Source organism: Stenotrophomonas geniculata, from assembly GCF_034508895.1.
GTDB lineage: Bacteria > Pseudomonadota > Gammaproteobacteria > Xanthomonadales > Xanthomonadaceae > Stenotrophomonas > Stenotrophomonas geniculata.
Window position 1 is genome coordinate 2,034,007 of sequence record NZ_CP140571.1, and the last position, 19,777, is coordinate 2,053,783.

A 19,777-nucleotide genomic window follows, 5' to 3' on the forward strand; every position below is an offset into this window, starting at 1 on the left:
CTACGGCGAACCACGGCCCTCGCGCGGGGGCGTGCATTGTGCCGTGCCGGGCACCGGCTGGTAACGCTGATATCCCGTCTGCGCATCCATACCAAGCAGGTCGCCATTGCCGAGCTGACGCAGCACAAGGGCTTCGCCGTTCTGCTGCAGGTGGATCGCGCCGTCATGCAGACGGCCACGCGCGCCATCGCCGAAGTCGAGCCTGTCGATCACGCCACCGTCGGCCTGATAGCGGCCGCACGGCACCCGCTGGGCCGGGACGAGGCGCAGGTCCGCGCCGAGATCGCGCAGCGGTGCGACGCGTTCGCAGGCACTGATGCGGCCTGCATCGCAGACCACCTGCAGGGCCTGCACCGCCAACGCGGGTTCCAGCGCGATCAACTGCTGTTCGGCCACTTCGACGCAGAAGCGACCACTGCGGTGCTGCAGGCACAGCTGCTGCAGACGATCGCGTGCAGCGGCCGGAAGCGGTGAATCCAGTGCGTCTTCGTCTTCCTGTTGCAGGCGTTCACCCACCCGCTGCATCGCGGTGGCCAGCGCATCACCGGTCAGCGCCTCGCAGGCCTGCGGGTCATGCTCGGGCGTGTGTTCGCGGCAGGCGGACGGGCGCTCGAAGAGGGCGGCGCCGGTGTCACCAGCGGCTGCGGCGTTGCCATCGCGCAGTTGTCGCAACAGCGCCGAGCAGCCCGCGCCAACGCCTTCGCCGCACGCGCGCTGGGCCTGGCCGGGAGAGGCCGTGGGCAGCTGCGCAATGCAGTGGCTGCCGGCGGCGCGACAGCTGCCGTCCATCGTGCTGGGCTCGACGGTGCAGGCACGGGACTGGCGCAGCGTGTAGGTCACCACCCCGTCGTCCTCGATGCGCTGGCCATCGGCACTGATCCGGATCGGCTCCGCCACGCCGTCGTCGAGCATGACCAGGCGCGTCTGCGCCGCACTGCGATCAACCCACAGCGGCTGCGGCTCGCTGCCGTCATCGTGGTGGTAGCCGCTGCTGGGGGTGGTGAACACCAGCGCCATGCCGCCATCGGCGCTGCGGTATTCGCCACACTGCAACGCGTCGGCGCCGGCTGGCAGCGCGGCGAACAGCAGCAGTGCGGGGAGAAGAGCCTGCAAGCGCATGCGACGGTCCTTGTCGTGCGGAAAAGGGGGACTCAGTGGAACCGTGAGCGGATGTCCGGCCGCAGCAGGCGCCAGGCCAGCCAGCCCTGCAGGCCGAGGAACACAAATGACATGGCCACCACGGTCAGCGTGATCAACCAGCGTTTCAGATGGAGTTCCTGCTGCAGGAGGGCGTCGTCGGAGAGAAACGGGATGACGTCACGCATGAACACGTCCAACCAGCCGGCGATCGCAAAGTTGGTCACTGCGCTCAGCAGCAGGATCACCACAAAGCTCCACAGGCCCCAGCTGCGCTCGCGCAGCAGGCCCCAGCTGGCCAGGGTCGAGGCCAGGCACAGCAGCGCGACGATCAACGACGCGGCCACCGGATGCGCCAAAAGCCAGATCAGGCTGTGCAGGTGCTGGTCTTGCACTTCCCTCTCAACCAGATGCCAGATCGGAAGGTTGTGCAGCGGCCACAGCAGCAGTCCCTGCATCACGAAGTAGACCGTGAGCAGCAGTGACAGCCAGAACGAGGCCTGTGCGATCGGGCGCACCCAGGCGTGATAGGCCGGCTGGACCAGCGAAGGAATCGGCGGGATCGACATTGACATCCGGTGTCCTTGCAATCGGTGCCCGCGCGGTCAGCGGGCCGTCACCCGGGTGGCGACCGCCGGCAGGATATGGTGTTCGCTCAAGGGTGCCAAGGGCAGGCCATGCGGTGGTTGCAGCGGCACCCAGGCCAGTTCGGCGATCTCGGCGCGCGCCTGCGGCGTGCCGTGCACCTGCACCCACCAGGCCTGTGCCTGTACGCGGTGGCCAGGCTCATTCACCGCCCAGTCCTCGAACGTGCCCAGCGCGATGGCGGTCCCGGCGCGCAGCTGCACACCAATTTCTTCATCCAGTTCGCGGGCCAGTGCCTGCAGTGGCGTCTCGCCGGGTTCGGGCTTGCCGCCCGGCTGGATGAAGCGGCTGGCGCCCTGCTTGCGCACCACCAGCGCCTGGCCGCGGTCATCCAGGATGACCGCGGCCACGATGTGGATCGTGGCCGCGGCGTTGCTCACTTCAGGTTCTGCTCGAACAGCTTGAGGATGCGCTTGTACTGGTCCAGCCAGGAATCGGCACGGGTGTAGCCGTGGCGTTCCAGCGGGTACGGTGCGATCGACCAGTTGTCCTTGTGCAGTTCGATCAGGCGCTGGGTGAGGTTCACCGAGTCCTGGAAGAACACGTTGTCATCCATCATGCCGTGGGCGATCAGCAGGTTGTCCTGCAGGTTCTGCGCGTACTCGATCGGCGAGGACACGCGGTACGCCTCCGGATCGATGTCCGGGGTGTTGAGGATGTTGCTGGTGTAGCCGTGGTTGTACTGGTGCCAGTCCACCACCGGGCGCAGCGCGGCGCCGGCCTTGAAGGTGCCCGGCGAGCGGAACAGCGCCATGAAGGTCATGAAGCCGCCATAGGAACCACCGTAGATGCCGGCGTGGTCGCGGTCACCCTGCTGGGTGTCGACCAGCCAGTCCAGGCCGTCCTTGTAGTCTTCCAGTTCCGGGTGGCCCATGTTGCGGTAGATCGCCGTGCGCCAGTCGCGGCCGTAGCCCTCGCTGCCGCGGTAATCCATATCCAGCACGATGTAGCCCTTCTGCACCAGCAGGTTGTGGAACATCTGCTCGCGGAAGTAGGCCGGGTAGCGCTGGTGCACGTTCTGCAGGTAGCCGGCGCCGTGCACGAACATCACGATCGGGTACTTCTTCCCCGGTTCCTTGTTTTCCGGTTCGTAGTACTTGGCCCAGACCACGCCGGCACCATGCTTGGACGGCACTGCCACCAGCTTCGGCTGGATCCACTGGCGCGCCTTGTAGTCGGCGGTGCGGGTGTCGGTCAGCACGCGTGTCTGGCCACCGGCACTGGGCAGCACGGCCAGCTGCGGCGGCAGGTAGGCGCCGGAGTAGCGCACAAGCAGCTGCTGGCCGTCCGGCGACAGCGAGAAGTCTTCCACGCCGTTGAGGCTGGTCAGCTCGCGCACCTGGCGGCTGCCGGTGTCGACCGCGCAGACTTCGTAGTCATGTGGCGCCTGCTGGTTGCACAGGAAGTAGAAGCCCTTGCCATCGGCCGACGGCACCGGCGCCGAGGTTTCCCACTTGCCGCTGGTCAGCGCCTGCGGCTTTGCGGTACCGGCCTGGGTGTACAGGTGCGAGAAGCCCGATTCCTCCGACAGCAGCCACAGCGTGCGGCCATCGGCCATCCAGCCGAAATCGTTGAAGCCCCAGTTGATCCAGGCGTTGTCGGTCAGGCGGTGGCGGTTCTGCACGCGGCCGTCGGCAGCGTTGACGCTGATGATCCAGCGGTCCTTGTTGTCGTTGGCACGCAGCATCACCGCAGCTTGCTGGCCGTCGGCGCTCCAGCGGATGCCACCGCCCATGAAGTCGCTCATCACCTGCAGGCTGCGCTCGCCCTTCAGCGCGTCCTTGCCGGCCTTGCGGCGCAGCTCGGCCAGCGGATCGGTGCTGATGCCCGGCAGGCCAGCCAGCGAAACCTTCTCGGCCTTGCCGGTGCGCACGTCCACGTACCACAGGGTATGCGGTTCGAAGCCGTTGCGGCCGACGCGGGTGCGGGTGTCTTCGGTTTCCTCGTAGCCCGATTCGGTCACGTACAGCGGCATCTTGCCGCCACGGCCGTCATCGAAGTCCTTCGGCTTGGTCACCACGATCAGGTGGGTCAGGTCCGGCGACAGCACGCTGTCGGCGATCTCCACGTCGGCGCCCAGGTACACCGGGCCCGGCGCGCGGGTCGGGTCGGCCTGGCGCCAGCGCTGGTCCTGGTCCTTCAGTGCTTCGCGCTGGTCACGGTCGCGGCGCAGGGTTTCCAGCGTGCGCAGCTGCTGGTCGCGCAGCACGTCGGCCTTCGGTGCCGTACGCGGATCCTTCTCGGCCTTCAGGCTGGCCACCTGCTGCACGCCGCTGGCGGCGGTCCAGTGGAACCAGTTCTGGCCGACGCGCCAGATCACGCCGTTGTCGGCGGCGAAGTTCACGTTGCCCGCGCGCTCGTTGCTGCGGGTCAGCTGGGTCAGCGCGCCGCTGCGCAGGTCGCGCACGAACACGTCGCCATTGCGTACGAAGGCGCTGCGGCTGCGGCTGCGGTCGTAGACCGGCTCGGCCACGTCCAGGGTGCCGCGCTGGTCATCGGCCACCTGCGCGGCCACGCCACCGGCCAGCGGCTGGCGGAAGGTATCGCGCACCGGGCTGCCGTTGCGCTTGAGCTGGTACTCCACCTGCTGGCTGTTCCACGACCACCAGGCCTTCTCGACCGGCGGACCGATCCAGTCCGGGTCGGCCATGGCCTGTTCGATGGTGATCGGCGTCGGCGCGGCATGCGCAGCCGGTGCGGCCAGCACGGCCGACAGCAGGAGGGACAGGGGCAGCACTCGGGACATGGGCGGACGGCACCAGAAGAGGAAACCGGCCAAGGGTACCAGCCGCCCCGGCCCGGGGCAGGGGCCACAGGTCATGGCAGCGGGATTGGCAAAGTGGTGCAACCGGTTGCCGTGGTCGCGCATCCATTCTCCTGAACCCGCATCATCCACCGAACAGGAGCCCGACCATGCAGGAACTGATCCCGATCACCCTCTTCATCTGCATCGCCTACGCGATCCATGCCATTGCCGATGCCCGCGCCCGCAGCAAGCTGGTGGCTCCGCACGTGCCGGAGGAAGTGATCCGCTCGCTGGCGGTACTGGAAGAAGAACGCCGCCGCCAGGGCGCGCTGCGCTGGGGCATCAGCCTGGTCAGCCTGGCCGTGGCAATGGGCCTGCTGGAGGCGATCGGTGCACGCGAACTGACCTTCGGCGCCGCCGCCGCGATGGTCGGCAGTGCCGGCCTCGGCCAGCTGCTGGCCTGGCACTTCACCCGTCCTGCCGCACGCAAGGGCTGAGCCAGGACATGCCACGGGCACAGGGGGCGCCCCGCGCATGAGCCTGCTCGGCGAAGCGCTGTCGGCACTTCGGGGCCGTCGCCGCCACGATGCAGCGGCGACGGCGGCACCCGCTGCACCGCTGGATGCGGACCAAGCCCTGGTGCGGGCCATCATCGACGGCTCGCAGGCGGCGTTTTCGCAGCTGGTCGAGACCCATCAACGCACCTGCGCGCATGTGATCGGGCGCATGGTGGGCGACCGTGATCAGGTGGCCGACCTGCTGCAGGAAACCTTCCTGGCCGTGTTCCGCCAGCTGCACCGGTTCCGCTTTGAATCCTCGCTGCGTACCTGGGTTTCACGGGTGGCTTACACCACGGCGTTGCAGCACCTGCGCAGGCGACGGCTGGAGGCGCAATGGATGGTGGCGGTGGAAGTACCCGAGGAACTGGGTATTGGCGATGAAGGGCCGGGGCCGGCTGAACTGAGCGAGGCGCTGCAGGCTGGTCGCCATCTTGGCGCGGCGTTGGAACGGCTGAGTGCACCGCAGCGGCTGATCGTCGGCCTGCATTACCTGGAGGATTTCGATCTGGCCGAGATCGAGCAGGTGACTGGACTGGCCCGCGGTACCATCAAGAGCCACCTTCACCGTGCGCGCCAGGTCCTGAAACAGGAACTGACGCGGCATGCGACCGCCGGAGAACTGCTGTGAACCCACCGACCGACCCTCGCGATGCGGAAAAGCGCGCGCTGGCGCAGGCGTTGCGTGAGCAGGCGCAGCAGGAACAGACACCGGATGTGAGCGAGGCGCTGCAGAAGCGCATCGCCGCTGAGTCGCGCGACAGTGGCGTGGGCTATGTGGTGGTGCAGGTTCTGTTGTTTGGCGCGCTGCTGGCTGCAGCGGGCTGGTATTTCTGGCACTGAGGCGCCTGCCGGGCGATGGGCCGCTCCCATCGCGGTGGGTAGATGCCGGCCGTAATCGGTGCCTGGGTGCGTGTGCCAACCAAGGTTGGCAGCTACCAGAGCGGTCAATTGGTAGCGCTGGGCCATGCTCGGCGGCCTTCACGCCGCCCTGCGACAAAGTGAAGCAGCGCGTCACCCGGTCGCATCCCACCTTAACGAAATCCTCCTAAAGTGGTCCGGTATCCCACCGGTCACAGGCAGGAGGCGTCCCTTGGACGCGTTGTTGTTGTCCCGGATCCAGTTCGGATTCGTCATCAGTTTCCACGTGCTGTTCCCCGCCTTCACCATCGGTACGGCCAGCTGGCTGGCCTTCATCGAATGGCGCTGGCTGCGCACGAAGTTGCCCGTGTGGCGCGAGCTGTATTTCTTCTGGCAGAAGATCTTCGCGGTGTCGTTCGGCATGGGCGTGGTCAGCGGCATCGTCATGGCCTTCCAGTTCGGTACCAACTGGCCGCGGCTGAGCGAGGTGGCTGGCACGGTCATCGGCCCGCTGCTGACCTACGAGGTGCTGACCGCGTTCTTCCTGGAAGCCAGCTTCCTCGGCGTGATGATGTTCGGCTGGGGCCGGGTCTCGCCGCGCCTGCATTTCCTGTCCACCTGCATGGTCGCGCTGGGCACGCTGTTCTCCACGTTCTGGATCCTGTCGTCCAACAGCTGGCTGCATACACCGGCCGGCTACGAGATGGTCAACGGCATCGTGCATCCAGTCGATTGGTGGCAAGTGGTGTTCAACCCCTCGTTCCCCTATCGCCTGGCGCACATGGCGCTGGGCTCGTTCATCACCACCTGTTTCGTGATCGGTGGCGTGGGTGCGTGGTACCTGCGAAAGGGAACGCACGTGGAAGCGGGCCGACGCATGCTGATCGCGGCGGTGGGGTTCGCAGCACTGACCGTGCCGGTGCAGATCTTCGTCGGCGACATGCATGGCCTGAACACGCTCAAGCATCAGCCGATGAAGATCGCGGCGATGGAAGCGCACTGGCATGAAACCAAGGAAGGCGAGGGCGTGCCGCTGGTGGTCTTCGCGCTGCCGAACGAGAAGGAAGAGCGCAACGATTTCGAAGTTGCCATCCCGAAGCTGGGCAGCGTGATCCTCACCCACAGCCTGGACGGTACCTTCGATCCTCTCACCTCGGTACCCGCCAGCGAGCGGCCGCCGGTGACGCCGGTGTTCTTCGCCTTCCGCATCATGGTCGGGCTGGGCACGCTGATGCTGTTGCTGGCCTGGGTGTCGGCCTTCCAGTTGTGGCGGAAGAAGCTGCTGGATTCGCCGTGGCTGCTGCGCGGCTGGAACTGGATGCTGCCCAGTGGCTTCATCGCGCTGCTGTCGGGTTGGTTCGTTACCGAGATGGGGCGCCAGCCGTGGGTGGTGTATGGCGTGCTGCGCACCGCTGATGCAGTGGGCCCGCAGAGCGCGTGGATGACCGCGCTGTCGCTGGGCGTCTACGTTGTTGGCTATGCCTTCGTGTTTGGCTGGGGCATCTGGTACCTGGTGAAGATCCTGCGCCATGGGCCGCAGCCGTACGCCGAGGGGCCGTCGCTGGACCACGGCAGCCATACCCCGGCACGTCCGCTGTCGGCCGCCGACGAACCGCTGGAGGAACGCTGACATGGACCTGATGACCTGGCTGCCGGTGGCATGGTTCGCGGTGATCGGCTTCGGCGTGCTGATGTACGTGGTGCTGGACGGCTTCGTGCTCGGCATCGGCATCCTCGCCCCGTTCGCCGAGGACGAGGAACAGCTGGACCTGATGATGAACACCGCCGCGCCGATCTGGGACGGCAACGAGACCTGGCTGGTGCTCGGTGGCGCCGGCCTGCTGGCGGCGTTCCCGAAGGCGTATGCGGTGCTGCTGTCGGCGCTGTACCTGCCGGTGCTGCTGCTGGTGGTGGCGCTGGTGTTCCGCGGCGTGGCGTTCGAGTTCCGCTTCAAGGCGCATCGTTCGCGCCGGCTGTGGAGCGTGGCGTTCGGCCTCGGTTCGCTGCTGGCGACCTTCGCCCAGGGCGTGATCCTCGGCACCCTGGTGCAGGGCATCCCGCTGGTGGACGGTGTCTATCAGGGCGGGCCGTTCGCCTGGTTCAGCCCGTTCGCGATGCTGACCGGCGCTGCGCTGGTCGCCGGCTACGCGTTGCTGGGCAGCACCTGGCTGATCCTGAAGACCGAAGGGCGCGTGCAGGCGCTGGCGCGGCAGATGACGCGGCCGCTGGTGGTGGCGGTGATCGCGGCGATGGGCCTGGTCAGCAGCTGGCTGCCGTTCCTCGATTCGCGGTTGATGGATCGCTGGTTCAGCGACGGCAACTTCTGGTGGCTGTCGCCGGTGCCGCTGCTGACCCTGGCGGTAGCCGCCGCGCTGTGGCGCAGTGCCACCCACCCTCGCCGTGACCTGCCGCCGTTCCTGCTCAGCCTGGCCCTGTTCGTGCTCGGCTTCCTCGGCCTGGTGCTGGGCATGTGGCCCTACCTGCTGCCACCGTCGATGACGCTGTGGCAGGCCGCCGCGCCGGCCTCCTCGCTGGGCTTCACCCTGGTCGGGCTGGTCATTCTGCTGCCGGTCATCCTCGGCTACACGGCATGGTCGTACCGGGTATTCCGCGGCAAGGTGCACGCCGACACCGGTTACCACTGATCGATTGAAGACGGGGCCTGCGCTTGCCGGGCCCCGTGTTGGGGAATGTGAAACCTGCACACCCCGCGCGGGACGTGCTAGCGTGCGCTCCTTTCCGGCGGCCAGGGGGGCAGCCGGCGACGTCCTGGACGGACGCACGGCTGCAGGAACGGGGGGCCGCCGCGCGTCGCCGTAATGGCTCGTGCCTATCGTTCTCCCGTTGAAGCACCATCGCCAAATGATCGAATTTTCCATCGTCGACTGGGCCGCCTGGGCGCCCGGCCTGAGTGAGCGCAGCCAGTGGCTGGGCTGGGCCGATACGCCGTACCTGCCGCATGGCGGGGACACGCCGGCGCTGGCCGAAGTGCCGGCGATGCAGCGCCGTCGCATCGAGCGGCTGGGTCGTATGGCGATCCAGGCCGCGTGCTGGTGCGAGGACGGGCAGGGCGCCGACAGTGACGTCCCGCTGGTGTTCGCCAGCCGCCACGGCGACGTGGCCCGTTCGATGGACCTGCTGGGCGCGCTGGTCGGCGACCAGCCGTTGTCGCCGACCGGATTCGGCCTGTCCGTGCACAACGCGATCGCCGCGCTGTATTCGATCGCCCGCGGTCACCGCGGCAACTACCTGGCGCTGGCGGCGGGCCAGGCCACGGTGGAGACGGCCTGCCTGGAGGCCGTCGGCCTGCTGGCCGATGGCGCCCGCGAGGTACGGGTAGTGGTCTACGAGTCGCCACTTCCTGAAATATACGCGACGTTCGCCGACGAACCCGATCCGTTCTTTGCGTGGTGCTGGCGTTTGACCGCTCCGGCAGAGGGCCGGCCGACGCTGTCGCTGCAGTGGCAGCCGGCCGACGGCCAGGCCAGCACTGCGCCCGGCCTGCTGCCGCATGCGCTGGACCTGCACCGGTTCCTGTTGTCTGGCGCGCCGGCACTGGAACACGTGGCCCACGGCCAGCGCTGGTGCTGGAGCCGCCGTGGCTGAGCTGCTGCGCCGCCTCGACCATGCCTGGCGTGTGTTTGGCACCGGCCTCAGCTTCGTCGCGTTTGGCCTGGGCGGGCTGCTGCTCGGCGTTCTGGTGATGCCGGTACTGCTGCTGATGCGTGACCCGGTGGCGCGCCGCCGCCGCGCCCGGCGCGTGGTCCAGGTCGCGTTCGCCAGCCACCTGCGGCTGATGCGCGGGCTGGGGGTGATGACCTACGAGATCGAGGGCGGTGAGCGCCTGCAGCGCGACGGCCTGCTGGTGCTGGCCAACCACCCCACCCTGATCGACGTGGTCTGCCTGATCTCGCTGCTTCCCAACGCCGACTGCGTGGTCAAGCGGGCCGTGGCCTGCAACCCGTTCATGCGCGGTCCGGTACGGGCCGCCGGCTACATCGCCAACGACGATGGTGCCGGGCTGGTCGATGACTGTGTGGCCGCAGTGCGCGCTGGAGGCACCCTGGTCATCTTCCCGGAGGGCACCCGCAGCGTGCCCGGACAGCCGCCGCGGCTGCAGCGGGGCGCGGCCAACATCGCCGTGCGCGGCCGCCTGGACATCACCCCGGTGCGGATCACCTGCAGCCCGCCAACGCTGACCAAGGGGCAGAAGTGGTATCGTGTCCCCTCACGTCGCTTTCACGTTCGGCTGCAGATCGGCGAAGATATCCCGATCGCGCCATTTCTGGCCGAAGACGACTCGCCAAGGGGGGATGCCTTGGCAGCCCGTCGCGTCACCGAGCACCTTTCTCGTTATTTCGACCTGTCTGGAGATCCGAACCGTGCAAGCACTTGAGCACGAGATCAAGGAATTGATCATTTCCTCCCTTTCGCTGGAGGACATCACGCCGGAGGACATCGATCCGACCGCGCCGCTGTTCGTCGAGGGCCTTGGCCTGGATTCGATCGACGCGCTGGAGCTGGGCCTGGCGCTGCAGAAGAAGTACGGTGTGAGCCTCTCGGCCGATTCGGAAGAAACCCGTCGCCATTTCTCCAGCGTGCGCGCGCTCGGCGAGTTCGTCGCCGCCCGCCAGTCGTAACGGTGCCAGGACCTGCCATGACCAAGAATGAACTGTTCGAACGCATCGTCAGCATCCTGACCGACAGCTTCGAGATCGAAACCGCCCGGATCACGCCCGAGGCCCGCCTGTACGACGACCTGGACATCGACAGCATCGATGCGGTGGACCTGATCGTGCAGCTCAAGCCGCTGCTCGGCCGCAATCTGCAGCCGGAAGCGTTCAAGGCCGTGCGTACCGTGCAGGACATCGTTGATGTGGTGCACAGGCTGCTGCCGGACCAGGCAGCCGCCTGACCGCAGCGCCGACGGCTCCACCATGGCACGCGCACGCACGGTCGTGGTGGCTGCGATCTCGCTGGCCTACCCGGTACTGGTGTACCTGGCGATGGGCCGTTTCGAGCCACGCTGGCTGTCGCTGCTGCTGTTCACCCTGGCCCTGCTGCGCGCGCTGAGTACGCGCCAGCCGCTGTGGTGGGCCGCGGCCGCGGGCACCGGCCTGCTGGCGGTGCTGGCCACGGTACTCAACCAGGCCCTGCCGCTGAAGCTGTACCCGGCGCTGGTCAATGCAGTGATGCTGGCGGTGTTTGGCACCAGCCTGCGTTTCGGCCCGCCGCTGGTGGAACGCCTGGCACGGCTGCAGGAACCGGACCTGCCAGCGTTCGCAGTGGCCTATACCCGCCGCGTCACCCAGGTGTGGTGTGGCTTCTTCGTTCTCAACGGCAGCCTGGCCCTGCTGACCGCGCTGTACGCGTCGGACCGGGTCTGGATGCTCTACAACGGATTGTTGGCGTACGTGATGATGGGCGTGTTGTTCGCAGGTGAGTGGCTGGTGCGGCGGCGGGTGAAGGCGGCGCACGCGCATGGCTGAGTGGATTGCCCTGGACCGGCTGCTGCTGGAGGCGCGGCCGCAGCGCAATGTTGGCGTCTGCGATGGCGAGGTGATCGACCACGCTCGCTTCCGCCAGCGCGTGCTGGCCTGGCGCGCGGCCTTTGCGGCCGCCGAAGGCCGTGACTGGGCCCTGTATTTCGACGATGCCGTGGCCTTTGCTGCGGCGCTGTTCGGCGCCTGGCATGCCGGCAAGCGGGTGTTCCTGGCCGCCGACAACCTGCCGGCCACGCTGCAGGCGCTGCAGCCGCAGGTGAGCGGTTTCGCAGGCGACGTGTCCGCCGATTACCGCCCGCTGGCGGCGCTGGACGCCGCGCTGGGCGACGAACTGCAGGCGCTGGACGAGCGCGCCTGCGAACTGTGCGTGTTCACCTCCGGCAGCACCGGCCAGCCGAGCGCGATCAGCAAGCGCATGGACCAGCTGGCGCGCGAGGTGGATGCGCTGCAGGCCGCGTTCGGCGCGCAGCTGGAAGGCGTGCAGGTACATGGCACGGTGTCCCACCAGCACATCTACGGCCTGCTGTTCCGCGTGCTGTGGCCACTGGCCGCCGGCCGCCTGATCCATCCACGCCGGTTCTTCCATGAAGACCTGGTGGGCGCGCTGGCCGGTACCGACACGGTGCTGGTGGCGACCCCGGCTCACCTCAAGCGCCTGCCCGAGCAGCTCGACTGGGCCAGCCTGCATGGCCGCCTGCGTGCGGTGTTCTCCTCCGGTGGCCCACTGCCGGAAGAAGCTGCACGCCAGGTACGGCAGTGGCTGGGCGTGGCACCGACCGAGGTCTATGGCAGCAGCGAGACCGGTGGTATCGCCTGGCGCCGCTGGGACGCCGACCTGCCGCCGTGGCAGCCGCTGCCGGGCGTGCAGTGGCGCATCGAGGATGGCTGCCTGGCCGTCGCCTCGGCGCATCTGGAAACCCTCGACTGGTGGCGCACCCAGGACCGCGTGGAAGCCTTGGCCGACGGCCGCTTCCGCCTGCTGGGCCGTGCCGACCGCATCGTCAAGATCGAAGAGCGCCGCGTTTCGCTGGATGCGCTCGAACGCGCGCTGCGCGAAGACGCCGAAGTGGACGACGTGCGCGTGCTGGTCCTGCCCGGCCAGCGCGAGCAGCTGGCGGCCGTGGTGGTGCCGGCCGACCTGGCGCTGCTGGAGGGCGGTGACGCCGCGCGCCGCGCGCTGGGCCAGCGCCTGGGCGCGCGCCTGGCACAGGCACATGACGCGGTCACCCGGCCGCGCCGCTGGCGGCTGGTGCCGACGCTGCCGATCAACGCACAGGGCAAGGTCACCCAGGCGGCGCTGGCAGCGCTGTTCCAGCCACTGATGCCGGTGCCGGTCTGGGACCGCCGCGACGCCGCCAGCGCCACCCTGCGCATGACCCTCGACCCGGCGCTGCGGCCGTTCCAGGGCCACTTCCCGCAGGCGGCGATCCTGCCCGGCGTGGCGCAGCTGGACTGGGCAGTGCGTTTTGGCCGCCAGATGTTCGCGATGCCGGCAGCGTTCCTGCGCATGGATGCGGTGAAGTTCCAGCATGTGGCCCGCCCGGGCGATGAGCTGACCCTGCAGCTGAACTGGGATGCCGCACGCAACGTGCTGGCCTTCCGCTACACCTCCAGCCACGGTGTGCATGCCAGCGGCAAGGTGGTCTTCGCCGATGCGGACTGATCCGGCCGTTGCCAGTGCCGCGTTCGCGCCACTGGTGGTGATCCCCGTCTACGACCACGAGCACGCCATCGCGGCGGTGGTCGACGGCGTGCAGGCCGCCGGCCTGCCGTGCCTGCTGGTCGATGATGGCTCGCATGAGGCGTGCGCGAATGCACTGCGCTCGCTGGCACAGCGCCAGGGCGTCGACCTGCTGCGCCTGGACATCAACCAGGGCAAGGGCGGGGCAATGCTGGCCGGTTTCGCCGAAGCCGGTGCGCGTGGCTACAGCCACGTGCTGCAGATCGATGCCGATGGCCAGCACGACACCGCTGACCTGCCACGCTTCATCGAAGCGGCGCGCGCCCATCCCGAGGCGGTGATCTGCGGCATTCCGGCCTACGACGCCAGTGTTCCGAAGGCGCGCCTGTACGGGCGCTACGCGACCCACATCTGGGTCTGGATCAACACGCTTTCGCTGCACCTGCGCGACACCATGTGCGGCTTCCGCGTGTATCCGCTGCCGGCGGTGCTGCGCCTGATCGATGAAGAGACCATCGGCCGCCGCATGGATTTCGATACCGAGGTGATGGTGCGCCTGTACTGGCGGCAGCTGCCGGTCGAGCACCTGGCCACGCGCGTGACCTATCCCGCCGATGGCGTGTCGCACTTCGATGTGTGGCGCGACAACGTGCGCATCAGCCGCATGCATACCCGCCTGTTCTTCGGCATGCTCTGGCGCGCACCACGCCTGCTGTGGCGCCGCCTGCGGGGGCAGCACTGAGATGGCGACCGCGCAGGGTGCCCCGCACTGGGCCGACATCGGCGAATCGACGTCGGTGGCCGGCGTGCTGTTCCTGTGCTGGGTGCACCGCTGGTTCGGGCGCTGGCCGTTCCGCCTGTGCGTGTGGCCAGTGGTGGCCTGCCATTGGCTGGGCAACCGTGTAGGGCGCCAGGCCTCGATGCAGTACCTGCTGCGGCTGCAGGCGCACAGCGGCGTGCTCGGCCGCACGCCAACGCGGCGTGACAGCCTGCGCCATTTCTTCGCCTTCGCCGACACGATGCTGGACAAGATCCTCGGCCTGGGCGGGCGCTATCCGGCCGAACGCATCCACCTGCATCGTGACCTGGTGCTGGAGAAGATCGCGCGCCGCGAAGGTGGGCTGATCCTTACCGCGCACATCGGCTGCCTGGAACTGTGCCAGGTGCTGGCCGAACAGGTGCCGGGGTTCCGCATCACCGTGCTGGTGCACACCGCGCATGCGCAGCGCTTCAACCGCCTGCTGCAGCGCTTGGACCCGCTGGCGGCGGTGGAACTGGTGCAGGTCACCGAGATGGGCCCGGCCACGGCGGTGATGCTGGCCGAGCGCGTGGCCGCCGGTGGCTTTGTCGCCATCGTCGGCGACCGCACGCCGGTGCAGGGCGGTCGCAGTGTCACCGCCGATTTTCTCGGCCACCGGGCGCCGTTCCCGATCGGCGCCTACGTGCTCGCCGCCGCGCTGGGCTGCCCGGTCTACACCATGGCCTGCCTGCACAAGGGCGAAGGCTATCGCGTGGCGTTTGAACAGTTCGCCGAACGCATCGTGCTGCCGCGTGGCTCACGCGATGCGGCACTGGCCGAACAGGCACAGCGCTTCGCGCGCTGGCTGGAACTCCAGCTCATCCAGTCCCCCTTGGACTGGTTCAATTTCTTCCCCTTCTGGGATCAGGCTCCGCATGACGACTGACGCCGTACCCGTGTGCCGCTTTGGCGATGCACCGTTGACCATCGAAGACGTGGTTGCCCTGGCCCAGCGCCAGTGCGAGGCCGCACTGAGCGACGCGCCGGCATTCCGTGCGCACATCCAGCGTGGTGCCGACTTCCTCGACCGCCTGCTGCGCGAGGACGGCGTGATCTACGGTGTGACCACCGGCTATGGCGACTCGTGCACGGTGAACATCCCGCCGGCGCTGGTGGCCGAGCTGCCGCACCACCTCTACACCTACCATGGTTGTGGCCTGGGTCGTTACCTGGACCCGGTCGAGACCCGTGCGGTGTTGGCTGCGCGCCTGGCGTCGCTGGTGCGCGGCATGTCCGGTGTCAGCGTGCCGCTGCTGGAAGGCCTGGCCACGCTGCTGCAGCACGACGTGCTGCCGATGATTCCGGCCGAAGGCTCGGTCGGTGCCAGTGGCGACCTGACCCCGCTGTCCTACGTGGCGGCGGTGCTGTGCGGCGAGCGCGAGATACTGTTCGACGGCCGCGTGCAGCCGGCGGCCGAGGTGCTGGCGAAGATCGGCATGACCCCGCTGAAGCTGCGGCCGAAGGAAGGCCTGGCGATCATGAACGGCACCGCGGTGATGACCGGCCTGGCCTGCCTGGCCTGGCAGCGCGCCGATTACCTGGCCCGCATGGCCACGCGCCTGACCGCGTTCAACGTGCTGGCCAGCGACGGCAACGCGCACCACTTCGACGAGACCCTGTTCGCGGCCAAGCCGCACCCGGGCCAGGGCCGCATCGCCGCGCGCTTGCGCAGCGACCTGCACAGCGAGCGCCCGCCGCGCAATGAACAGCGCCTGCAGGACCGCTATTCGCTGCGCTGCGCGCCGCATGTGATCGGCGTGCTGGAAGACAGCCTGCCGTTCCTGCGCCAGCTGATCGAAACCGAACTGAACAGTGCCAACGACAACCCGCTGATCGACGCCGACGGCGAGCGCATCCTGCATGGCGGCCACTTCTACGGCGGCCACATCGCGCTGGCGATGGACACCCTGAAGAACACCGTGGCCAATGTTGCCGATCTGCTCGACCGGCAGCTGGCACTGGTGGTCGATGCCCGCTACAACCATGGCCTGCCGGCCAACCTGTCGGCGGCCACCGGCCCGCGCGCGGCCATCAACCATGGCCTGAAGGCGCTGCAGATCAGCGTTTCGGCGTGGACCGCCGAAGCGCTGAAGCAGACCATGCCGGCCAGCGTGTTCTCGCGTTCCACCGAATGCCACAACCAGGACAAGGTCAGCATGGGCACCATCGCCGCGCGCGACTGCCTGCGGGTGATCGAACTGACCGAACAGGTGGTGGCGGCGATGCTGATCGCCGCCCGCCAGGGCCTGGCGCTGCGCGAACGGGTTGGCCTGAACGCGCAGCTGCATGGCAGTCTGGCCGACATGTACGCCGACCTGGGGCAGCGCATCGCCCTGGTTGAAGAAGACCGCGCGCTGGATCGCGAACTGCGGGAACTGCTGGTGGAGATCCGCGCGCAACGTTGGGAGCTGTATGCCGGTGAATGAGGCCATTGAACGGGTTGGCGAGATTGCGTTGACCCCCGCCTTCCATGACTGCGACCCGATGAACGTGGTCTGGCATGGCAACTACTTCAAGTACTTCGAGATCGCGCGCTGCGCGTTGCTCGGGCGCTACGACTACGACTACCCGCAGATGCTCGAATCGGGCTACCTGTGGCCGGTGGTCGATGCACGGGTGAAATATGTGCGCCCGCTGCTGTTCAACCAGGCCCTGCGCGTGATCGCGCGCATCGTGGAATGGGAGAACCGGCTGAAGATCGAGTACGAGATCCTCGATGCGGAAAGCGGCCAGGTGCTGACCCGCGCGATGACCATCCAGGTCGCGGTGGACGCGACCAGCAAGGAAATGCTGTACCAGTGCCCGCCGGTACTGTGGGAACGCCTGGGAGTGCCTGCGCCGTGACCATGCTTGCCCGTCTTTCGAGCGTGCTGCTGTGCACGCTGCTGCTGGTGGCCGTACCGCGGGTGCAGGCCGCCGACCCCGCTGTCGATGCGATTACCCAGGCGGTGGCGCGGCCGGAGGTGCTGCGTGGCCAGTTCAGCCAGGAAAAGCAGGTCAGCGGCTTCAAGAACCCGCTGCGTTCGCAGGGCCGGTTCGTGGTCGCACGCCAGCACGGCGTGATCTGGACCACGCTCAAGCCGTTCCCCTCCGAGGTGGTGGTCACCGCCGACCGCATCCTCAGCCGCCAGCGCGATGGCAGCACCCGCGTTGAGCTCGATGCGCGGCAGCAGCCAGCGATGCGTTCGGTCAACGCCATCATGTTCGCGCTGATGAGTGGCGACGCGCAGGCGCTGTCCAGCCAGTTCAACGTGGCGGCCAGCCGTGAAGGACAGGGCTGGCGGCTTCGCCTGACGCCGAAGTCGGCGATGCTGGCCAAGGCTTTCGAATCGCTGACCCTGCAGGGCGATCGCTACGTGCGCCAGGTCGAGATCGTCGAGGCCAACAAGGACCGCACGCAGATCCAGTTCAGCGCGTTGAGCGAGACGCCGGCCACGCTCAACGCCGACGAGGCCCGCCGTTTTGAGTGAGGCCGTGGCATCCAACGCACCGGACCGCCTGCGGCGCTGGTGGCACTGGCTGGGCATCGCCTGGCTGGTGCTGCTGCTGGCGCTGGGCGCACAGCAGTGGCATTTGTGGAGCCAGCAATCGCGGATCGACACCGACATCCTCGCGTTGCTGCCGCAGGATGCGCATGACCGCCTGTTGAGCGACGTCACCCGGCGCATCGCCGATGGCAGTTCGCGGCAGGTGGTGGTGCTGCTCGGCAGCAAGGACAGCGCGGCCGCCAAGCGCGCGCAGGCGGCCTTTGCGGCGGCCATGGCCAAGGACGCCGACCACGCCTTGTTGGTGCCCAGTGGTTCGATCGAAGGCTGGTTCGATGAGGCGCGCGCGTTCTACGCGCCGTACCGCGACCGCCTGCTGACCCCTGCCCAGCGCGAGCAGCTGCAGGGCAGTGAACCGGGCGCGTTGGCCGAGCAGGCGCTGGCTGCACTGTACGGCCCGATGGGCGCGCCGCGCCTGACCGACTGGCGACAGGACCCGCTGTCGCTGTGGCCGCAGTGGTGGCAGCAGCAGGCGCAGGGTTCGGGCCTGCGGTTGGGCGATGATGGCCTGCTGGAAGCAGAAGGCAAGCATTGGGCGGCGCTGCAGTTCGATACGCCGGGTTCGGCGTTCCAGCTCGATGGCGAGCGCCATCTTGATGGCCTGCTGGAGCGGGTCGGAAAGGCGGCCAAGACCGCAGCGCCGGAGCTGGAAATCCTGCATGCCGGCGTGCCGCTGCATGCCGAGGCCGCCGCGGTGCAGGCCAATCAGGAAATCAACACCATCGGTTGGGGTTCGCTGGCGGCGGTGCTGCTGCTGGTGTGGCTGGCATTCCGCTCGCTGCGGCCGATCCTGCTGGTCGCCGCCTCGCTGCTGATCGGTTGTGGTGTGGCGCTGGCGGTGACCGTGCTGGTGTTCGGCAAGGTACACGTGCTGACCCTGGTATTTGGTGCGTCGCTGGTGGGTGTGGCCGAGGATTACGGCATTCACTGGTTCGCCTCGCGCCAGGCTGAACCGGCCGATCGCCGCTGGAAGCTGCTACGCCACCTGCTGCCGGGCCTGTGGCTGGCCCTGCTGACCAGTGCGCTGGCCTACCTCGCGTTGGGCCTGGCGCCGTTCCCGGGCCTGCGCCAGATGGCGCTGTTCTCGGTGGTGGGCCTGGCCGCTGCGTTCCTCACGGTGATCTTCTGGTTCCCGTGGCTGGATGGCGGCGAGATCCGCCAGACCCGCTTCTCGCAGTGGCTGGGCAACACGCTGGAGCGCTTCCCGCGCCTGCATGGTCGTCGCGCGGTGACGATGTTCGTGGTGATCACGCTGGCACTGTCTGCAATCGGCATCGCACGCCTGCAGAGCAACGACGACCTGCGCAGCCTGCAGTCATCACCGCCAGCGTTGATGGCGCAGCAGATCCGCCTGAGCCAGCTGCTGGGCATGCCCAGCCCGGCGCAGTTCTACCTGGTGCAGGGCGCGGATGCCGCGCAGCTGCTGCAGCGCGAGGAAGCACTGACCGAGCGCCTGCGTGTACTGGCCAACGACAAGCGCATTGGTGGCTATCGCGCGATCAGCGATTGGCTGCCGTCGCCGGCGCGCCAGCAAGCCGATGCCGCGCTGACCGCGAAGGTGGAACCCGGCGTGCTGTCGGCCGTGTCCGAGGCCGTGGGTGAACCGCTGCAGCGACCGCAGTTCGCGGCTGCACCGCTTACCGCCGAGGCCTTCCTCGCTTCGCCGGCGTCGCAGCCGTTCCGCCATCTTTGGGTGGGTGCGGTGGGTGGGCAGATGATCAGCGTGGTGATGGTCGATGACCTGTCACGCGCCGATGCACTGACGACCCTGCGTGGCGCGGCCGAGGGCCTGCCGGGCGTGCGCTGGGTCGACCGCACCGCCGATTTCTCGCAGCTGCTCGGCCACTATCGCAAGCTGATGGGTGGGCTGCTGCTGGTCGGCATTGCACTGGTGTTCGGTGCGCTGTGGCTGCGCTACCGCCGCCAGGCCTGGCGCGTGTTCGCCCCGACCCTGATCGCCGGCGCGCTGACCCTGGGCCTGCTGGGCCTGTTCGGCCAGCCGCTGCAGCTGTTCAACGTGCTGGCGTTGATGCTGCTGCTGGGCATGGGCATCGACTACGGCATCTTCCTGATCGAGCACCGTGGCGATGCCAGTGCCTGGCTGGCGGTGTGCGTGGGTGCGGCCAGTACCTGGCTGTCGTTCGGTCTGCTGGGCCTGTCGCAGACCCCGGCGCTGCGCGCGTTCGGCCTGACCCTGCTGTTCGGCATCGGCCTGGTCTGGTTGATCTCGCCGTTGTTCCGGCCGCCGCCGCATGAACTGCCGCCAGCCTGAACCTGTCTTCCGACTTCCTTCTTTCCACCT

Annotated in this window: 21 protein-coding genes; 17 read left to right on the forward strand and 4 right to left on the reverse strand. The window is 68.1% G+C overall.

The window, feature by feature from the left end:
• Genes RI032_RS09435 through RI032_RS09450 form a run of 4 tightly spaced genes read right to left on the reverse strand, consistent with a single transcriptional unit; the run spans nucleotide 1 to nucleotide 4,528 of the window.
• On the reverse strand, nucleotides 1–1,119 hold the full coding sequence (locus RI032_RS09435; RefSeq protein ID WP_322548180.1) for a hypothetical protein: 1,119 nt from the start codon (nucleotides 1,117–1,119) through the stop codon (nucleotides 1–3).
• Between the two features lie 32 nt (nucleotides 1,120–1,151).
• Nucleotides 1,152–1,712 carry a hypothetical protein gene (locus RI032_RS09440; RefSeq protein ID WP_019661728.1) on the reverse strand — a complete coding sequence of 187 codons (561 nt, stop codon included), beginning with the start codon at nucleotides 1,710–1,712 and terminating at the stop codon, nucleotides 1,152–1,154.
• 30 nt (nucleotides 1,713–1,742) lie between these two features.
• Entirely contained in the window at nucleotides 1,743–2,162 is a 420-nt protein-coding gene (locus RI032_RS09445) for an NUDIX hydrolase (protein WP_228354935.1), read from the reverse strand.
• Nucleotides 2,159–4,528: a S9 family peptidase gene (locus tag RI032_RS09450; RefSeq protein ID WP_010482338.1), complete on the reverse strand. Its 2,370-nt coding sequence runs from the start codon at nucleotides 4,526–4,528 to the stop codon at nucleotides 2,159–2,161. Before RI032_RS09450 ends, RI032_RS09445 begins: the two co-directional genes overlap by 4 nt.
• 167 nt (nucleotides 4,529–4,695) lie before the next feature.
• On the opposite strand from RI032_RS09450, the gene RI032_RS09455 reads away from it, so the two are divergent.
• The 17 genes from RI032_RS09455 to RI032_RS09535 all read left to right on the forward strand — a co-directional run bounded on the left by RI032_RS09455 (nucleotide 4,696) and on the right by RI032_RS09535 (nucleotide 19,747).
• Nucleotides 4,696–5,025 (forward strand): hypothetical protein, encoded by a 330-nt coding sequence (locus RI032_RS09455; protein ID WP_010482336.1) that lies wholly within the window; start codon nucleotides 4,696–4,698, stop codon nucleotides 5,023–5,025.
• Between the two features lie 37 nt (nucleotides 5,026–5,062).
• On the forward strand, nucleotides 5,063–5,716 hold the full coding sequence (locus tag RI032_RS09460) for an RNA polymerase sigma factor (RefSeq protein ID WP_043399577.1): 654 nt from the start codon (nucleotides 5,063–5,065) through the stop codon (nucleotides 5,714–5,716).
• Nucleotides 5,713–5,928 (forward strand): hypothetical protein, encoded by a 216-nt coding sequence (locus tag RI032_RS09465; protein WP_057502999.1) that lies wholly within the window; start codon nucleotides 5,713–5,715, stop codon nucleotides 5,926–5,928. The genes RI032_RS09460 and RI032_RS09465 overlap by 4 nt, the downstream gene beginning before the upstream one ends.
• Before the next feature lie 250 nt (nucleotides 5,929–6,178).
• Nucleotides 6,179–7,576, forward strand: a complete 1,398-nt coding sequence (locus RI032_RS09470) for a cytochrome ubiquinol oxidase subunit I (RefSeq protein WP_049413148.1) — start codon at nucleotides 6,179–6,181, stop codon at nucleotides 7,574–7,576.
• Nucleotide 7,577: 1 nt separating this feature from the next.
• Nucleotides 7,578–8,591: a cytochrome d ubiquinol oxidase subunit II gene (cydB, locus tag RI032_RS09475; RefSeq protein ID WP_010482330.1), complete on the forward strand. Its 1,014-nt coding sequence runs from the start codon at nucleotides 7,578–7,580 to the stop codon at nucleotides 8,589–8,591.
• Between the two features lie 217 nt (nucleotides 8,592–8,808).
• Complete coding sequence (locus RI032_RS09480) at nucleotides 8,809–9,552, forward strand: beta-ketoacyl synthase chain length factor (protein WP_043399566.1); 744 nt, start codon at nucleotides 8,809–8,811, stop codon at nucleotides 9,550–9,552.
• The gene (locus tag RI032_RS09485; RefSeq protein WP_010482327.1) at nucleotides 9,545–10,342 is read left to right on the forward strand and encodes a lysophospholipid acyltransferase family protein; all 798 of its coding nucleotides are present in this window, start codon (nucleotides 9,545–9,547) and stop codon (nucleotides 10,340–10,342) included. Before RI032_RS09480 ends, RI032_RS09485 begins: the two co-directional genes overlap by 8 nt.
• The gene (locus RI032_RS09490; protein WP_005411610.1) at nucleotides 10,329–10,586 is read left to right on the forward strand and encodes a phosphopantetheine-binding protein; all 258 of its coding nucleotides are present in this window, start codon (nucleotides 10,329–10,331) and stop codon (nucleotides 10,584–10,586) included. Before RI032_RS09485 ends, RI032_RS09490 begins: the two co-directional genes overlap by 14 nt.
• Nucleotides 10,587–10,603: 17 nt before the next feature.
• On the forward strand, nucleotides 10,604–10,861 hold the full coding sequence (locus RI032_RS09495; RefSeq protein WP_006402206.1) for an acyl carrier protein: 258 nt from the start codon (nucleotides 10,604–10,606) through the stop codon (nucleotides 10,859–10,861).
• A 22-nt stretch (nucleotides 10,862–10,883) separates the two neighbouring features.
• Nucleotides 10,884–11,435: a COG4648 family protein gene (locus RI032_RS09500; RefSeq protein WP_010482325.1), complete on the forward strand. Its 552-nt coding sequence runs from the start codon at nucleotides 10,884–10,886 to the stop codon at nucleotides 11,433–11,435.
• Nucleotides 11,428–13,113, forward strand: a complete 1,686-nt coding sequence (locus RI032_RS09505; RefSeq protein WP_322548181.1) for an ApeI family dehydratase — start codon at nucleotides 11,428–11,430, stop codon at nucleotides 13,111–13,113. The genes RI032_RS09500 and RI032_RS09505 overlap by 8 nt, the downstream gene beginning before the upstream one ends.
• On the forward strand, nucleotides 13,103–13,873 hold the full coding sequence (locus RI032_RS09510) for a glycosyltransferase family 2 protein (RefSeq protein ID WP_043399560.1): 771 nt from the start codon (nucleotides 13,103–13,105) through the stop codon (nucleotides 13,871–13,873). The genes RI032_RS09505 and RI032_RS09510 overlap by 11 nt, the downstream gene beginning before the upstream one ends.
• 1 nt (nucleotide 13,874) lies before the next feature.
• A complete protein-coding gene (locus RI032_RS09515) occupies nucleotides 13,875–14,816 on the forward strand; it encodes a lysophospholipid acyltransferase family protein (RefSeq protein ID WP_322548182.1) in 942 nt (313 codons plus the stop codon).
• Nucleotides 14,806–16,356, forward strand: a complete 1,551-nt coding sequence (locus RI032_RS09520) for an HAL/PAL/TAL family ammonia-lyase (protein ID WP_322548183.1) — start codon at nucleotides 14,806–14,808, stop codon at nucleotides 16,354–16,356. The genes RI032_RS09515 and RI032_RS09520 overlap by 11 nt, the downstream gene beginning before the upstream one ends.
• Nucleotides 16,343–16,774 (forward strand): acyl-CoA thioesterase, encoded by a 432-nt coding sequence (locus tag RI032_RS09525; protein ID WP_019336783.1) that lies wholly within the window; start codon nucleotides 16,343–16,345, stop codon nucleotides 16,772–16,774. The genes RI032_RS09520 and RI032_RS09525 overlap by 14 nt, the downstream gene beginning before the upstream one ends.
• Before the next feature lie 2 nt (nucleotides 16,775–16,776).
• Nucleotides 16,777–17,400 carry a LolA family protein gene (locus RI032_RS09530; protein ID WP_322548266.1) on the forward strand — a complete coding sequence of 208 codons (624 nt, stop codon included), beginning with the start codon at nucleotides 16,777–16,779 and terminating at the stop codon, nucleotides 17,398–17,400.
• Nucleotides 17,393–19,747: an MMPL family transporter gene (locus RI032_RS09535; RefSeq protein WP_322548184.1), complete on the forward strand. Its 2,355-nt coding sequence runs from the start codon at nucleotides 17,393–17,395 to the stop codon at nucleotides 19,745–19,747. The genes RI032_RS09530 and RI032_RS09535 overlap by 8 nt, the downstream gene beginning before the upstream one ends.
• Nucleotides 19,748–19,777: the final 30 nt, after the last annotated feature.

Bases quoted from the DNA above. Each gene is read 5' to 3' on its own strand.
- RI032_RS09435 (WP_322548180.1), bottom strand. From the start codon at position 1,119: ATGCGCTTGCAGGCTCTTCTCCCCGCACTGCTGCTGTTCGCCGCGCTG.
- RI032_RS09440 (WP_019661728.1), bottom strand. From the start codon at position 1,712: ATGTCAATGTCGATCCCGCCGATTCCTTCGCTGGTCCAGCCGGCCTAT.
- RI032_RS09450 (WP_010482338.1), bottom strand. From the start codon at position 4,528: ATGTCCCGAGTGCTGCCCCTGTCCCTCCTGCTGTCGGCCGTGCTGGCC.
- RI032_RS09455 (WP_010482336.1), top strand. From the start codon at position 4,696: ATGCAGGAACTGATCCCGATCACCCTCTTCATCTGCATCGCCTACGCG.
- RI032_RS09460 (WP_043399577.1), top strand. From the start codon at position 5,063: ATGAGCCTGCTCGGCGAAGCGCTGTCGGCACTTCGGGGCCGTCGCCGC.
- cydB (WP_010482330.1), top strand. From the start codon at position 7,578: ATGGACCTGATGACCTGGCTGCCGGTGGCATGGTTCGCGGTGATCGGC.
- RI032_RS09480 (WP_043399566.1), top strand. From the start codon at position 8,809: ATGATCGAATTTTCCATCGTCGACTGGGCCGCCTGGGCGCCCGGCCTG.
- RI032_RS09495 (WP_006402206.1), top strand. From the start codon at position 10,604: ATGACCAAGAATGAACTGTTCGAACGCATCGTCAGCATCCTGACCGAC.
- RI032_RS09500 (WP_010482325.1), top strand. From the start codon at position 10,884: ATGGCACGCGCACGCACGGTCGTGGTGGCTGCGATCTCGCTGGCCTAC.
- RI032_RS09505 (WP_322548181.1), top strand. From the start codon at position 11,428: ATGGCTGAGTGGATTGCCCTGGACCGGCTGCTGCTGGAGGCGCGGCCG.
- RI032_RS09510 (WP_043399560.1), top strand. From the start codon at position 13,103: ATGCGGACTGATCCGGCCGTTGCCAGTGCCGCGTTCGCGCCACTGGTG.
- RI032_RS09515 (WP_322548182.1), top strand. From the start codon at position 13,875: ATGGCGACCGCGCAGGGTGCCCCGCACTGGGCCGACATCGGCGAATCG.
- RI032_RS09520 (WP_322548183.1), top strand. From the start codon at position 14,806: ATGACGACTGACGCCGTACCCGTGTGCCGCTTTGGCGATGCACCGTTG.
- RI032_RS09525 (WP_019336783.1), top strand. From the start codon at position 16,343: ATGCCGGTGAATGAGGCCATTGAACGGGTTGGCGAGATTGCGTTGACC.
- RI032_RS09530 (WP_322548266.1), top strand. From the start codon at position 16,777: ATGCTTGCCCGTCTTTCGAGCGTGCTGCTGTGCACGCTGCTGCTGGTG.